Here is a 14817-nt window from a genome sequence, read left to right on the forward strand (position 1 = left end):
CAACGTAAAGCCCGGAAACAAGGGCGAACCCCGCAATTATGCGATTTACGGAGATAGAAAAATGGCAGTGAGTGCTAACCGGCTTGAGCTTCTGCAGATCGCCGATGCTGTGGCGCGCGAAAAGGTCATCGACCGCGAAATCGTGCTTGCCGCAATGGCCGACGCTATCCAGAAAGCCGCCCGCTCGCGCTATGGTTCGGAAACCAACATCCGCGCCGACATCAACTCCAAGACCGGCGAAATCCGCCTGCAGCGTCTTCTGGAAGTTGTCGAGGCCGCTGAGGATTATTCGACCCAGATCCCGCTGGAGCTGGCCCGCGACCGCAACCCGGACGCCAAGCTCGGCGACTTCATCGCCGATCCGCTGCCGCCGATGGATTTCGGCCGTATCGCTGCGCAGTCCGCCAAGCAGGTCATCGTGCAGAAGGTGCGCGAAGCCGAGCGTGACCGCCAGTATGACGAGTTCAAGGACCGTATCGGCGAAATCGTCAACGGCACCGTCAAGCGCGTCGAATACGGCAACGTCATCGTCGATCTCGGCCGTGGCGAAGGCATTATCCGTCGTGACGAGATGATCCCGCGCGAAAACATGCGTTATGGTGATCGCGTCCGCGCCTACGTCTACGACGTTCGCCGCGAACAGCGCGGCCCGCAGATTTTCCTGTCGCGTACCCATCCGCAGTTCATGGTGAAGCTCTTCACCATGGAAGTTCCGGAAATTTACGACGGCATCATCCAGATCAAGTCGGTTGCCCGCGACCCCGGTTCGCGCGCCAAGATCGCCGTCATCTCGAACGACTCGTCAATCGATCCGGTCGGCGCCTGCGTCGGTATGCGCGGTTCGCGCGTTCAGGCCGTTGTCGGCGAACTTCAGGGTGAGAAGATCGATATCATTCCGTGGAGCCAGGAACCGGCCTCCTTCATCGTCAACGCCTTGCAGCCGGCGGAAGTCGCCAAGGTCGTTCTGGATGAAGAATCCGAGCGTATCGAAGTGGTGGTTCCGGATGAGCAGCTGTCGCTCGCCATCGGCCGCCGCGGTCAGAACGTGCGTCTGGCATCGCAGCTGACCGGCTGGGATATCGACATCATGACCGAGCAGGAAGAATCCGAGCGTCGCCAGAAGGAATTCAACGAGCGCACGGCCCTCTTCATGGAAGCGCTCGACGTCGACGAAATGGTCGGCCAGGTTCTGGCTTCGGAAGGCTTCGCGCAGGTCGAAGAACTCGCTTATGTCGATCTCGACGAAATCTCGTCGATCGATGGCTTCGACGAAGACACCGCCGATGAAATCCAGACCCGCGCCCGCGAATATCTGGAGCGCCTGGAAGCCGAAATGGATGCCAAGCGCAAGGAACTCGGCGTTTCCGACGAGCTGCGCCAGATCGACGGCCTGACCTCGCAGATGATGGTTGCGCTCGGCGAAGACGGCATCAAGACCATCGAGGACTTTGCCGGCTGTGCAGCGGACGATCTCGTTGGCTGGAGCGAGCGCAAGGACGGCGAGACGAAGAAGTTCGAAGGTATCTTCTCCAAGCTCGATGTTTCGCGCGTCGAAGCAGAGAACATGGTGGTGCAGGCTCGCCTTCTGGCAGGCTGGATCACCGCCGAAGAACTCGCTTCCGAACAGGAAGCCGATGCGGAAGCTGCCGAGGAGGCGGATACCGCCGAACAGGAATGACATCGCAGGCGCATGAGCCGGACGATCTGCCCGAGACTGACGATGACGGGCGGATCAAGGGCGACGTCAACGGACGTATGTGCATTGTGACACGGCAGAGCGGATCGCCGGATGAGCTGATCCGCTTCGTCGCAGGCCCGGACGGCAACGTCGTTCCGGACCTGAAACGCCAATTGCCGGGGCGCGGTTGCTGGGTGAAACCCGAGCGCGCCCTGATCGAAAAGGCCATCGCGAAGAAGCTCTTCTCGCGGGCTCTCAAACGTGACGTCAAGGCCGGCCCCGAGCTTCTCGCTCTTCTCGACCGGCTGATGGCGCAGCATGTGGCTGGTATGATGAACATGGCGCGCAAGGCGGGCCAGTTCATCAGCGGCGCGACGAAGGTCGATGCTGCCGTCCGGTCCGGGAACGCGATCGCCGTGTTTCACGCGACCGATGCTGCGGCCGATGGCGTCAGGAAACTGGACCAGGCCCGCAAGGCCTGGGCACTCGGCAGCGATGCCGGCAATGAAATTCCGTCCTTCCGGCTCTTTAGCGAAGCCGAAATGGACGAGTTGATGGGCCAGAATGCTTTTATCCATGCCTGCGCGCTTGCAGGGCAGGCGGGTGAGGGTGTAGTGAAGCGCGCAACGATGCTTGAGCGGTACCGCCTTGGCGGCCAATCTCAGGCGGAACGCGACGCTGCCCGGACAGAACAATGACGCGGTTGCCCGACATGAACGGTCGCCGCGTTCCGATGCAGCAATTGAACGACGAGACCTGATGAACGTCATCCGGTTCTCGTCCGAAGGAACGGGAACGGAATGACCGACAACAACGACGACAAGACACTTAACGCACAGCCTAAGAAGACTCTCACCCTCAAGCCGGGCGGGATGAATCAGGGCACCGTGCGGCAGGATATGGGTCGAGGTCGCACGAACGCGGTTGTCGTGGAAACACGCAAGCGCCGCCCCCTGCGTCCAGAAGACGAGAAGCAGGTTCATTCGACTGCGGCGCCCACTCCGAAGCCGGCCACCCCTGCCCCCGTGGCAGCACCGCGTCCGCAGGCCCCGCAGCAGCGCATCCACCAGCCCAGCAACCAGCAGCGTCCGGGTTCCTCCCAGCCGCAGCAGCGTCCCGGTTCGTCTGCACCGCAGCAGCGCCAGCCCGAGCGTCCGCGCGGCAACGTCCTGCACGACCTGTCGGCAGGCGAGATGGAAGCCCGCCGCCGCGCGCTGATGGAAGCACAGGCCCGTGACGTGATCGAAGCCAAGCAGCGCGCCGAAGATGAAGCGCGCCGCAAGGTCGAGGAAGAACTCCGCATCGCTGCCGAAAAGGAAGAGGCTGCACGCCGTGCCGCCGAGGAAGCCGCAGCCGCCAAGGTGGCCGCAAGCCAGCCGGCCGTGGAAACGAAATCCGAACCGGCCGCTGAAAAGCCGGCCGCCGCCGCTCAGCCGGCGCCGCGCGCCGAGGTTCGTCCTCAGCCCGCAGCTGCCGCCCCTGGTCGCGCAGCCCCGGAAACCGCCGCTCCGCGTGGACGCCGTACCGATGGCGACGATGAGGACGATCGCGGTGCACGCCGTGGCAACCTGCCGGTCCGTGGCAAGGTCGCAGCACCTGCACCGGCAAAGCCGGCTGCCCGCCTGAAGACGGAAGAAGAACGCCGTCGTGGCAAGCTGACCGTCACCTCGTCCAATCTGGATGAAGATGGTACGCCGCGCGGACGCTCCATGGCATCCATGCGCCGCCGCCAGGAGAAATTCCGCCGCAGCCAGATGCAGGAAACCCGTGAAAAGGTCATGCGCGAAGTGATCCTGCCGGAAACCATCACCATTCAGGAACTGTCACAGCGCATGTCCGAACGCGCCGTCGACGTTATCAAGTTCCTGATGAAGGAAGGCCAGATGATGAAGCCGGGCGACGTGATCGACGCCGATCTGGCGGAACTGATCGCGGTTGAATTCGGCCACACCGTCAAGCGCGTTTCCGAATCCGACGTGGAAGAAGGCATCTTCAACCAGGCTGACGACGAAGGCGAAATGGTTTCCCGTCCGCCGGTCGTGACCATCATGGGTCACGTCGACCACGGCAAGACCTCGCTACTCGACGCCATCCGTCAGGCAAATGTGGTTGCTGGCGAAGCCGGTGGTATCACCCAGCATATCGGCGCCTATCAGGTTGAGAAGAATGGTCAGAAGATCACCTTCATCGACACCCCCGGCCACGCCGCCTTCACGGCCATGCGTGCCCGCGGTGCGCAGGCGACCGACATCGCCGTGCTGGTCGTTGCCGCAGACGACAGCGTGATGCCGCAGACGATCGAGTCCATCAACCATGCCAAGGCGGCCGGTGTTCCGATCGTCGTCGCGATCAACAAGATCGACAAGCACGAGGCAAACCCTGAAAAGGTTCGCCAGCAGCTCTTGCAGCACGAAGTGTTCGTGGAATCGATGGGCGGTGAAGTGCTTGACGTGGAAGTCTCCGCCAAGAAGCAGCTTGGTCTCGACAAACTGCTTGAAGCGATCCTGCTGCAGGCTGAAATTCTCGACCTCAAGGCAGATCCGAACCGTACCGCAGAAGGTACCGTCATCGAAGCGGAACTCGACCGCGGCCGTGGTGCCGTCGCCACAGTTCTCGTGCAGAAGGGTACGCTGAAGCCTGGTCAGATCATCGTGGCCGGCGACCAGTGGGGCCGTGTTCGCGCCCTCGTCAACGACAAGGGTGAACACGTCAAGGAAGCCGGTCCGGCCATGCCTGTCGAGATTCTCGGTCTTTCCGGTACGCCGTCTGCCGGTGACCGTTTCGCGGTTGTCGAAAACGAAAGCCGTGCTCGCGAGATTTCCGAGTACCGCCAGCGTCTGGCACGCGACAAGGCTGTCGCACGTCAGACGGGCCAGCGCGGTTCGCTGGAACAGATGATGAGCCAGCTGCAGACTTCGGGAATGAAGGAATTCCCGCTGGTCATCAAGGCAGACGTGCAGGGTTCGGTCGAAGCCATTATCGCTTCGCTCGACAAGCTCGGCACCGACGAAGTCCGCGCTCGTATCGTTCACTCGGGCGCTGGCGCCATCACGGAATCGGATATCTCGCTCGCCGAGGCCTCCAACGCCGCGATCATCGGCTTCAACGTTCGCGCCAACGCACAGGCACGTACGGCTTCCGAACGCGCCGGCATCGAGATCCGCTACTACAACATCATCTACGATCTGGTGGATGACGTGAAGGCGGCGATGTCGGGTCTTCTTTCGCCGGAGCGTCGCGAGACCTTCCTCGGCAATGCGGAAATCCTCGAGGTGTTCAACATCACCAAGGTCGGCAAGGTCGCGGGTTGCCGCGTCGTCGAAGGCAAGGTGGAACGTGGTGCGGGTGTGCGTCTGGTACGCGACAACGTCGTTATCCACGAAGGCAAGCTCAAGACACTCAAGCGCTTCAAGGACGAAGTGGCAGAAGTGCCGGTCGGTCAGGAATGCGGTATGGCCTTCGAAAACTACGAAGACATCCGCGCCGGCGACACCATCGAGTGCTTCCGCGTCGAACACATCACGAGAACGCTCTAAAGCATTCCCAGGAAAAGTGGACCCCGGTTTTCCGTCCGGAAATGCGATTAGAACAAAGAGCGTTCTCGCCGCAAAACAGGAATTTACTGTCGGGCGCCGGCTTACCGGCGCTCGCTCCGTTTGAGGCATAACCAATGGCAAAAGCTACATCATCGGCCCCTTCCCAACGCATGCTGCGCGTCGGCGAACAGGTGCGCGCCGCACTGACCCAGATTCTCCAGCGCGGTGAAGTCCGCGACGATCTGATCGAAAGCACTGTCATTTCCATTTCGGAAGTGCGCATGTCTCCCGATCTCAAGATCGCCACCGCCTATGTGACGCCGCTGGGCGTTGCCGATCACACCGACATCATCACGGCGCTTAACCGCCACGCCAAGTTCATGCGCGGCCGCCTCGGCCCGCAACTCCGGCAGATGAAATACATGCCGGAACTGCGTTTCCGCGACGATACGAGTTTCGACAATTACCAGAAGATCGACGCGCTCCTGCGCTCACCCGAAGTACAGCGCGATCTTGGGCCTTCAAACGAAAAAGACGACGAACAGAACTGAAGCATGTCCAAACCACGCAAACAGCAGAACCGCAAACCCAAGGGCCGTCCGATTTCGGGCTGGCTGATCCTCGACAAGCCACTCGATTTCGGCTCCACCGAGGCCGTTTCCAAGATCAAGTGGCTGTTCAACGCCCAGAAGGCCGGCCATGCCGGCACGCTTGATCCGCTCGCGTCCGGCATGCTGCCGATCGCGCTCGGTGACGCCACCAAGACCGTGCCTTACGTCATGGACGGCCGGAAGATCTACGAATTCACCGTGACCTGGGGCGAGCAACGCGCGACCGACGATCTGGAAGGCGAGGTGGTCGATTCCTCTGACCGGCGCCCGGACGAACAGGCGATCCGCGATATTCTGCCCAATTATACCGGCGTGATCATGCAGACCCCGCCGCAATTTTCCGCAATCAAGATCGCCGGCGAGCGTGCCTATGATCTGGCGCGAGACGGCGAGACCGTGGAAATTCCCGCACGCGAGGTGGAAATCCATCGCCTGACGCTGCTGGCCTGCCCCGATGCCGATACAGCGCATTTCGAAGTGGAGTGCGGCAAAGGCACCTATGTACGCGCTCTGGCGCGCGACATGGGCCGCGATCTCGGCTGTTTCGGTCATATCTCGGAACTGCGCCGCACCATGGTCGCGCCCTTCGGCGAAGACATGATGGTGCCGCTCGAAACCCTGACCGCGCTAGAAGCGATAGAAGACCGCGACGAGCGGTTGGAAGCGCTGGATGCCTATCTGATCGATACGGCGGAGGCGCTTTCTGCCCTTCCCCGCCTCATCATCAACGACGACCAGGCGCACCGGCTGAAGATGGGCAACCCCATCCTGCTGCGCGGGCGCGACGCACCTGCCAACCATCCGGAAGCCTATGCCACTGCGCATGGCAAGCTCGTCGCCATTGGCGAGATCGGCGAAGGCGAGTTCCGGCCGAAGCGGGTTTTCGGCTGAGCCGGGCAGCGCGGGCAGGAATCGATCGCCTCTTTCCATTGCACCCGGAATAGTTTATAGGCAGCGCCAGCTTAGGCTTTGCCTGCGCTACTGAATGGCCAGAGCTGGACGACATCCCGGCTCTTTGGCGTCCCATTTTTCCTTAAAACAGAAAGGATCGTCCGATGTCGATTACTGCAGAGCGCAAAGCCGCCCTCATCAAGGAATATGCCACGAAGGAAGGCGACACCGGTTCGCCGGAAGTTCAGGTTGCTATCCTGACCGAGCGGATCAACAACCTGACCGGTCACTTCAAGGACCACAAGAAGGACAACCACTCCCGTCGTGGCCTTCTGACGCTGGTTTCGAGCCGTCGTTCGCTTCTCGACTATCTGAAGAAGAAGGACGAAGCCCGTTACTCCAAGCTGATCGGTGCTCTCGGCATTCGCCGCTAATAACTTCTCCGGCGGGTTTCGCAACGATGCCCGCCGGTTTTTATATCCGGTCTTTTGAGGCCGCATGAATTTCCGGGCGTTCGCCGCTGATGTGGCCCCCGGACGATAAGGGTGACCCGGATGGGCCGGCGCCGCCTTTTTCAACCGCAGACCTGTCATGGGGCAGGATTGCCGGATGCTTGCTTGTCGAAAGCCTCCCGCTGTCTTGCCCGTGATTGAGTCACCGCGCTGCCACCGCCGGCACGATGCCGGAGCGGCAGCCACAACCAAGGACAAGATATGTTCAATCAACACTCCGTGGAAATCGAATGGGCAGGCCGCCCGCTGAAGCTCGAGACCGGCAAGGTTGCCCGTCAGGCTGACGGCGCCGTCATCGCAACCTACGGCGAGACGATGGTTCTCGCGACCGTGGTTTCCGCAAAGTCTCCGAAGCCCGGCCAGGACTTCTTCCCGCTGACCGTCAACTATCAGGAAAAGACCTACGCAGCCGGCAAGATCCCCGGTGGCTACTTCAAGCGCGAAGGCCGTCCGAGCGAAAACGAAACGCTGGTTTCGCGCCTGATCGACCGTCCGATCCGCCCACTTTTCCCGGAAGGCTACAAGAACGACACGCAGGTCGTCGTCACCGTCATCCAGCACGATCTGGAAAACAACCCGGACGTCCTGTCGATGGTTGCGGCTTCCGCAGCGCTTACGCTCTCTGGCGTTCCCTTCATGGGCCCGGTTGGCGGCGCGCGCGTTGGCTACATCAACGGTGAGTATGTTCTTAACCCGCATCTGGACGAAATGGACGAGTCTGTTCTCGACCTCGTCGTTGCCGGCACGCAGGACGCCGTTTTGATGGTTGAGTCCGAGGCCAAGGAACTCAACGAAGAAATCATGCTCGGTGCCGTCATGTTCGGTCATCGCGGCTTCCAGCCGGTTATCGACGCGATCATCAAGCTCGCCGAAGTTGCCGCCAAGGAACCGCGCGAATTCGAACCGGAAGATTTTTCCGCTCTCGAAAACGAAATGCTGGCACTGGCCGAAGCCGAACTGCGCGACGCCTACAAGATCACCGAAAAGGCTGCCCGTTATGCTGCCGTCGACGCCGTGAAGGCAAAGGTGAAGGCGCACTTCCTGCCGGAAGAAGGCGAAGCCAAGTATACGCCGGAAGAAATCGGCGCTGTCTTCAAGCACCTTCAGGCCAAGATCGTTCGCTGGAACGTTCTGGACACCAAGAGCCGCATCGACGGTCGCGACCTGTCGACCGTTCGCCCGATCGTTTCGGAAGTCGGCCTGCTGCCACGCACCCACGGTTCGGCCCTCTTCACCCGCGGTGAGACCCAGGCGATCGTTGTTGCGACCCTCGGCACCGGCGAAGACGAACAGTATGTCGACAGCCTGACCGGCATGTACAAGGAACGCTTCCTGCTGCATTACAACTTCCCGCCCTACTCGGTCGGTGAAACAGGCCGCATGGGCTCCCCGGGCCGTCGCGAAATCGGTCATGGCAAGCTCGCATGGCGCGCTATCCGTCCGATGCTGCCAAGCGCGGAACAGTTTCCTTACACGCTGCGCGTCGTTTCGGAAATCACCGAATCCAACGGCTCCTCGTCGATGGCAACGGTTTGCGGCACCTCTCTCGCTCTGATGGACGCAGGCGTTCCGCTGGCCAAGCCGGTTGCCGGTATCGCCATGGGCCTCATCCTCGAAGGCGAGCGCTTTGCGGTTCTCTCCGATATTCTCGGTGACGAAGACCACCTCGGCGACATGGACTTCAAGGTTGCGGGTACGGCCGACGGCATCACTTCGCTGCAGATGGACATCAAGATCGCCGGTATCACCGAAGAGATCATGAAAATTGCTCTGGAGCAGGCACAGGGTGGCCGCAAGCACATTCTCGGCGAAATGGCCAACGCCATCACCGAGAGCCGTGGCCAGCTCGGCGAATTTGCGCCGCGCATCGAAGTGATGAACATTCCGGTCGACAAGATCCGTGAAGTCATCGGTTCCGGCGGCAAGGTCATTCGCGAAATCGTCGAAAAGACCGGCGCGAAGATCAACATCGAAGACGACGGCACCGTCAAGATCGCTTCTTCTTCCGGCAAGGAAATCGAAGCGGCCCGCAAGTGGATCCACTCCATCGTTGCGGAACCGGAAGTCGGCCAGATCTACGAAGGCACGGTTGTGAAGACCGCTGACTTCGGCGCTTTCGTCAACTTCTTCGGTGCCCGTGACGGCCTCGTCCACATCTCGCAGCTCGCTTCCGAGCGTGTCGCCAAGACCTCCGACGTCGTCAAGGAAGGCGACAAGGTCTGGGTCAAGCTGATGGGCTTCGATGAGCGTGGCAAGGTTCGCCTGTCCATGAAGGTTGTCGACCAGGCAACCGGCAAGGAAGTCGCTGCCGACAAGAAGAAGGAAGACGGCGAAGCCGCTGCCGAATAAAGCCGCGCCGCCAGACCCTATCGAGGCGCGGGTTTTGCCCGCGCCTTTTTTCTATTCGACCTTAAGGATGCTCCCATGAGCCGTGACGCCGTGAAAACCCTTTTCCATCCCTTTGCCTCGGACATGCTTTCCATGCCGAAAGAGGGCGAACGCATTCTGTTTCTGGGAGCGGAAGCCGGTCCCCGGCTGGATGGTTTTGACGCGGAGATCGTCGCGGTTCAACATCTACGGCCGCTTTATCGTGCTCTGCAGGCTCAAGGCGCAGAGGTGACACCGGATATTTCGGGTGAAGATTACGATGCGGCGTTGCTGCTTTGCGGCAAACATCGCGGCGAGAATGAAAACCGCGTCGCCGAAGCGCTTTCGCGCGTGAAGGCGGGTGGCCTGATCGTCGCGGCCGGGTCGAAGGAAGACGGTATCGTGACGCTACGCAAGACGCTGGCAAAGCTTGGTATTGAGGCGGAATCGACGCCGAAGTATCACGGCGTCGCGCTCTGGTTCAAACGGCCTGACGATATTGCGTCTGCCGTGTCGAAGCTCGCCCAGAAGCCGGTGACGGTCGAAGGCCGCTTCACCGCCCTGCCCGGCATGTTTTCCCATGACCGCGTGGATGACGGCTCGGAACTGCTCGCATCGCGCCTGCCGGCCGATTTTGACGGCAATGCTGCCGATTTCGGTGCCGGCTGGGGTTATCTCTCCGTTATGCTGGCGGAAAAATCGCCGCGCACGGCCCGTATCGATCTGTTCGAGGCGGACTGGAATGCGCTGGAATTCGCCAAGACCAATCTTCTCGAAAACAATCCGAGGTTGACGGCGCGTTTCTTCTGGCAGGATCTGGCAAACGAACCGCCGAAGGAAAAATACGACCTCATCATCATGAACCCGCCTTTCCATGCGGCGGGACAGGCAGCAGAACCTGCCCTCGGCCAGGCCTTCATCAAGGCTGCCGCCGGCGCGCTGCGCAGCGGCGGCAAGCTGCTGATGGTCGCCAATCGCGGCATGCCCTATGAGCCGGTGCTCGCGGCGGAATTCCGCACCAGCATTGAGGTGTGCCGTAACGCCCGCTTCAAGATTCTGAGCGCCCAGAAATAATCAACTCGGCAGAATAATCAGCTCAGCAGCCATGCCCACAGCGACACGGAAAGAACGCCGGTCGCCGTGGAAATGCTGATGGTGGAGGCCGCAACGCTGTGGCCGATGCCAAAGCGGTTGGCGATCAGCCAGGCATTCACGCCCGTCGGCACGGAGGATGTGAGCACAAGCGCTGCCGTCCATTCCCGGCTGAGGCCGAGAAAGTGACCCATGGCCCAGACACAGGCCGGGAAAAACAGCAGCTTGAACACCGTCATGGTAACGGCAATGCCGAGATTGCCGCGAATGGTGTATTTCGTCAGCGCCATGCCGAGCGAGATAAGCGCCGCCGGCCCCGCCATGGAGGCGATCTGATCTACCACGGTTTTCAGGATGGGCGTCAGCGCCACGCCGGAAACATTGGTAGAAAGCCCGATGAACAGGCCGATCACCAAAGGATTGGTGATGAGGTTGCGGCCCACCTGCTTGAAGACCGCCGCCATGCTTCGCTTTTCCCCGCCGACCGCCTTGTGCGTGGCGTTTTCCATCAGGATCGTACCCGCGATCATCATCACAGGTAGATGGATGGCGAGCAGGATGGAGAGAGCCACCAGCCCCTCATCCCCGACGGAGCGCCCGACCAGCGGCAGGCCGATGAAGATATTGTTCGCAAATGCCGAGGAAATGCCGGCAATGACGGCGATGCGGACATCCTGCTTGAAGACATAACGGGTGACGATATGCCCGACCGTCCAGGTGACGGCCACGCCGGCGAAATAGGTGATCCAGAGCCGGAAGGGCGAAGCACCGTGAAAATTCGCTTCCGCAAGTGTGCGGAAGATCAAGGTCGGCACGGCGATCTTGAACACGAAATCGCTGAGGATATCGCCGGCATCGGCCCTGAACAGACCAGCCTTGACGGTGAGCCAGCCGATCAGGATGAGAATGAAAATCGGGGCGACATTCGCGGCAACGGCAGACATGGAGGGAAAGCTTTCGCGGCTTTTGCGGGAGATACTCCGCTTTAGAGCCTTTTCCACGGGAATGGAATCGCGAAAACGCTCCCACTCTTTGTTTTCGCCACATGGCGTCCAAGAAAGACAAAACTCGTGAGCCGCTTTGGGCAGAAAGCGCGTCTTGGCCCACAAAATTCGCAAGGCCGAATGTTACCCAAAAAGAAAAAGCGGGGTCTCCCCCGCCTTTTATGTCCGTTATATGCCGCCAGTACATCCGTGGCGGAGATAACGGTTGAGCCAGAAGACCATCATGTCTTCCATTCCGGTATGCATTCACACGCCTTTTGCTCTGACAAATGAAATAGCTTAACCACATTACAGGCAGATGACGCGTTTTCGCTCCCTGCGGAGAACGGCATATTTTCTGTTTGGGCTTTTCTTGCCGCCAGAAATGTTTAAGACCTTTCGAAAAATACGCACACCCTGTGCGAAACGGATAGGGCCTATGACGAAATTCGACGTACTGACTGTCGGCAATGCCATCGTCGACATCATTTCCCGCTGCGACGATCGCTTTCTCAACGACAATGCCATTACCAAAGGCGCGATGAACCTCATCGACGCGGAACGGGCCGAGTTGCTTTACTCGCTGATGGGACCGGCTCTCGAAGCCTCCGGCGGCAGCGCTGGCAACACGGCGGCGGGTGTGGCGAATTTCGGCGGCAAGGCCGCCTATTTCGGCAAGGTGGCCGAAGACCAGCTCGGCGAAATCTTCCAGCACGATATTCGCGCGCAGGGCGTTTATTTCGAAACCAAGCCGGAAGGCACCTTCCCGCCGACCGCGCGTTCGATGATCTTCGTAACTGAAGATGGCGAGCGTTCGATGAACACCTATCTCGGCGCCTGCGTCGATCTCGGCCCTGAAGACGTGGAAGAAGACGTGGTAGCGGATACGAAAGTCACCTACTTCGAGGGTTACCTTTGGGACCCGCCGCGCGCCAAGGACGCCATTCGCGAATGCGCCCGCATTGCCCATGAAAACGGCCGCGAAGTCTCCATGACGCTTTCCGACAGCTTCTGCGTCGGCCGCTATCGCGACGAATTCCTCGACCTGATGCGTTCCGGTACTGTGGACATTGTTTTCGCCAACAAGCAGGAAGCGCTTTCGCTTTACGAAACCGACGATTTCGAGCTTGCGCTGACCAAAATCGCAGCCGACTGCAAGATCGCAGCTGTGACGATGAGCGAAGAAGGCGCCGTCATTCTGCGCGGCACGGAACGTGTGAAGGTCGAAGCCTATCCGGTGCATGATGTGGTGGACACGACGGGCGCCGGCGATCTTTTCGCTGCGGGCTTCCTGTTCGGTTATACGCAGGACCGGTCGCTTGAAGATTGCGGCAAGCTCGGCTGCCTTGCGGCTGCCGCCGTCATTCAGCAGGTCGGGCCGCGCCCGATGTCATCGCTCAAGGCGCTTGGCGCAAAGCACGGTCTTATTTAAAGGCTTCGCCGGGGTAAGCACCCCAGATTTCGCCCTGCGAAACCCAGCCCGAGGCCTGGCCGGCCTCGGCGCGGCACCAGTCGCCATTGCATTCGCCGATGCGGAAGACGACGCCCGGTTCCAGCCGTGCCACGACAGAAGCGCCCGACTGCGCCTCGCGGCGCATGTTCACGTAAACTTCCTTGCCCTTGCCACGCATCCACGGAGCCGCAACGGCCGTGCGTTCACCGGAAAGCAGAGCCTGATTGACCCAGCCTTCCGTCCCGTCGGCATCGCGGATACGCCGCCAGTTCTCATATTCCTGAATGATTTCCACCGGCATTCCCGATTTGAGATACATCCATGACACGGCATAATCCGTGCTCGGTCCGATGCGCATGTTGACGCGCTTGGATTTCAGGCTGACAAAACGCGGCAGCGGCAGGCCGCTTGCGCCTTTGGCGGCACCCTGCGCCATGGCGTCGGTTGCCGCACCGAGGAGGCCCAGAGACAATGCAATGCAAACGATAGAAACCACACTGCGCATGCCCATTTCCGTTTCCCGCCTTCTGCAAACCGGATGATATTTAAGGAGGCTCGCTTCCACATGCCTCAAGCTTCAGCGAGTTTTATTTGTCTTCGCCGGTGGGTCTGGTAGAAACGCCCTGATTGAAAGAAATTATCGCTCTTTCTGGTTAATGACTTCTGAACAAGGCAGCGGCAAACGATGACCCACAAGAAGAGACCGACAGTCTATATCACCCGCAAATTGCCTGACGTCGTCGAAACCAGAATGCGCGAACTCTTCGATGCCGAACTGAATATCGACGATACGCAGCGAAGCGAAGACGAGCTTGTGGCCGCCTTGCAGCGGGTCGACGTTCTGGTGCCCACTGTCACAGATCGCATCACCGCCGCCATGATCGAGAAAGCCGGACCGCAGCTGAAGCTGATTGCGAGCTTTTCCAACGGTATAGACCATGTGGATGTGGATGCAGCCGCCCGAAAGGGCATTACCGTCACCAATACGCCCAACGTGCTGACCGAAGATACCGCCGACATTACCATGGCGCTGGCGCTTGCCGTGCCGCGCCGCATGATCGAAGGCACACGGGTGCTCGCCAATGGCGCGGACGAATGGCTGGGCTGGTCACCGACCTGGATGCTCGGGCGGCGCATCTCCGGCAAGCGCATCGGCATTGTCGGCATGGGCCGCATCGGAACGGCGGTGGCGCGGCGCGCCAAGGCCTTTGGCCTTTCCATTCATTATCACAACCGCAAGCGCGTCAATCCAGCGACGGAAGCGGAGCTTGAGGCGACCTATTGGGACAGCCTCGACCAGATGCTGGCGCGGGTGGATATCGTCTCTGTCAATTGCCCCTCGACGCCCGCGACCTATCATCTGATTTCAGCGCGGCGGCTGGCGCTGATGCAGCCGACCAGCTACATCGTCAATACCGCACGCGGCGATATCATCGATGAGGCGGCGATGATCCACTGCCTGCGCGAAGGCAAAATCGCCGGCGCCGGTCTCGATGTCTATGAGAACGAGCCTGCCGTAAACCCCAAGCTCATCAAGCTCGCCAAGGAAGGCAAAGTCGTGCTGCTTCCGCATATGGGCTCTGCGACGATCGAAGGCCGCATCGAAATGGGCGACAAGGTCATCATCAACATCCGCACGCTGTTCGACGGCCACCGCCCGCCGAACCGGGTGCTGCCGGGGCGGAACTGAGCCG

Annotated in this window: 12 protein-coding genes; 10 read left to right on the top strand and 2 right to left on the bottom strand. The window is 60.5% G+C overall.

The features are described from left to right. Positions 1-61: 61 nt before the first annotated feature. The 8 genes from nusA to ACQZ5G_RS09680 all read left to right on the top strand — a co-directional run bounded on the left by nusA (position 62) and on the right by ACQZ5G_RS09680 (position 10669). Positions 62-1678, top strand: coding sequence for a transcription termination factor NusA (gene nusA, locus ACQZ5G_RS09645; protein ID WP_003524306.1), 1617 nt, complete (start codon positions 62-64; stop codon positions 1676-1678). Further along, positions 1675-2376, top strand: coding sequence for an RNA-binding protein (locus ACQZ5G_RS09650; RefSeq protein WP_003524305.1), 702 nt, complete (start codon positions 1675-1677; stop codon positions 2374-2376). Before nusA ends, ACQZ5G_RS09650 begins: the two co-directional genes overlap by 4 nt. A 102-nt stretch (positions 2377-2478) precedes the next feature. After that, on the top strand, positions 2479-5214 hold the full coding sequence (infB, locus tag ACQZ5G_RS09655) for a translation initiation factor IF-2 (protein WP_003524304.1): 2736 nt from the start codon (positions 2479-2481) through the stop codon (positions 5212-5214). Between the two features lie 134 nt (positions 5215-5348). Then, on the top strand, positions 5349-5765 hold the full coding sequence (rbfA, locus tag ACQZ5G_RS09660; protein WP_004439055.1) for a 30S ribosome-binding factor RbfA: 417 nt from the start codon (positions 5349-5351) through the stop codon (positions 5763-5765). 3 nt (positions 5766-5768) lie between these two features. After that, positions 5769-6716 (top strand): tRNA pseudouridine(55) synthase TruB, encoded by a 948-nt coding sequence (gene truB, locus ACQZ5G_RS09665; protein ID WP_003524302.1) that lies wholly within the window; start codon positions 5769-5771, stop codon positions 6714-6716. A gap of 164 nt (positions 6717-6880) precedes the next feature. Further along, entirely contained in the window at positions 6881-7150 is a 270-nt protein-coding gene (rpsO, locus tag ACQZ5G_RS09670) for a 30S ribosomal protein S15 (protein ID WP_003492949.1), read from the top strand. A 279-nt stretch (positions 7151-7429) separates the two neighbouring features. Continuing rightward, positions 7430-9577, top strand: a complete 2148-nt coding sequence (gene pnp, locus ACQZ5G_RS09675; RefSeq protein ID WP_003524301.1) for a polyribonucleotide nucleotidyltransferase — start codon at positions 7430-7432, stop codon at positions 9575-9577. A 75-nt stretch (positions 9578-9652) separates the two neighbouring features. Beyond that, a complete protein-coding gene (locus ACQZ5G_RS09680) occupies positions 9653-10669 on the top strand; it encodes a class I SAM-dependent methyltransferase (protein ID WP_448737091.1) in 1017 nt (338 codons plus the stop codon). Positions 10670-10686: 17 nt separating this feature from the next. On the opposite strand, the gene ACQZ5G_RS09685 is transcribed toward ACQZ5G_RS09680, so the two are convergent. Further along, positions 10687-11631, bottom strand: a complete 945-nt coding sequence (locus ACQZ5G_RS09685) for an AEC family transporter (protein WP_003524298.1) — start codon at positions 11629-11631, stop codon at positions 10687-10689. A gap of 478 nt (positions 11632-12109) precedes the next feature. Here ACQZ5G_RS09685 and ACQZ5G_RS09690 point away from each other — a divergent pair, with 478 nt between their 5' ends. Then, on the top strand, positions 12110-13102 hold the full coding sequence (locus ACQZ5G_RS09690) for an adenosine kinase (RefSeq protein WP_448737090.1): 993 nt from the start codon (positions 12110-12112) through the stop codon (positions 13100-13102). Here ACQZ5G_RS09690 and ACQZ5G_RS09695 read toward each other — a convergent pair. After that, a complete protein-coding gene (locus ACQZ5G_RS09695) occupies positions 13095-13628 on the bottom strand; it encodes an SH3 domain-containing protein (RefSeq protein WP_026363850.1) in 534 nt (177 codons plus the stop codon). The genes ACQZ5G_RS09690 and ACQZ5G_RS09695 overlap by 8 nt on opposite strands. 180 nt (positions 13629-13808) lie before the next feature. Here ACQZ5G_RS09695 and ACQZ5G_RS09700 point away from each other — a divergent pair, with 180 nt between their 5' ends. Next, positions 13809-14813 carry a 2-hydroxyacid dehydrogenase gene (locus ACQZ5G_RS09700; protein WP_448737089.1) on the top strand — a complete coding sequence of 335 codons (1005 nt, stop codon included), beginning with the start codon at positions 13809-13811 and terminating at the stop codon, positions 14811-14813. The last annotated feature ends 4 nt before the right edge of the window (positions 14814-14817 follow it).

This window comes from Agrobacterium sp. 22-214-1 (assembly GCF_053522465.1).

Bases quoted from the DNA above. Each gene is read 5' to 3' on its own strand.
- rpsO (WP_003492949.1), top strand. From the start codon at position 6,881: ATGTCGATTACTGCAGAGCGCAAAGCCGCCCTCATCAAGGAATATGCC.
- ACQZ5G_RS09695 (WP_026363850.1), bottom strand. From the start codon at position 13,628: ATGCGCAGTGTGGTTTCTATCGTTTGCATTGCATTGTCTCTGGGCCTC.
- infB (WP_003524304.1), top strand. From the start codon at position 2,479: ATGACCGACAACAACGACGACAAGACACTTAACGCACAGCCTAAGAAG.
- pnp (WP_003524301.1), top strand. From the start codon at position 7,430: ATGTTCAATCAACACTCCGTGGAAATCGAATGGGCAGGCCGCCCGCTG.
- nusA (WP_003524306.1), top strand. From the start codon at position 62: ATGGCAGTGAGTGCTAACCGGCTTGAGCTTCTGCAGATCGCCGATGCT.
- rbfA (WP_004439055.1), top strand. From the start codon at position 5,349: ATGGCAAAAGCTACATCATCGGCCCCTTCCCAACGCATGCTGCGCGTC.
- truB (WP_003524302.1), top strand. From the start codon at position 5,769: ATGTCCAAACCACGCAAACAGCAGAACCGCAAACCCAAGGGCCGTCCG.
- ACQZ5G_RS09700 (WP_448737089.1), top strand. From the start codon at position 13,809: ATGACCCACAAGAAGAGACCGACAGTCTATATCACCCGCAAATTGCCT.
- ACQZ5G_RS09650 (WP_003524305.1), top strand. From the start codon at position 1,675: ATGACATCGCAGGCGCATGAGCCGGACGATCTGCCCGAGACTGACGAT.
- ACQZ5G_RS09685 (WP_003524298.1), bottom strand. From the start codon at position 11,631: ATGTCTGCCGTTGCCGCGAATGTCGCCCCGATTTTCATTCTCATCCTG.
- ACQZ5G_RS09680 (WP_448737091.1), top strand. From the start codon at position 9,653: ATGAGCCGTGACGCCGTGAAAACCCTTTTCCATCCCTTTGCCTCGGAC.
- ACQZ5G_RS09690 (WP_448737090.1), top strand. From the start codon at position 12,110: ATGACGAAATTCGACGTACTGACTGTCGGCAATGCCATCGTCGACATC.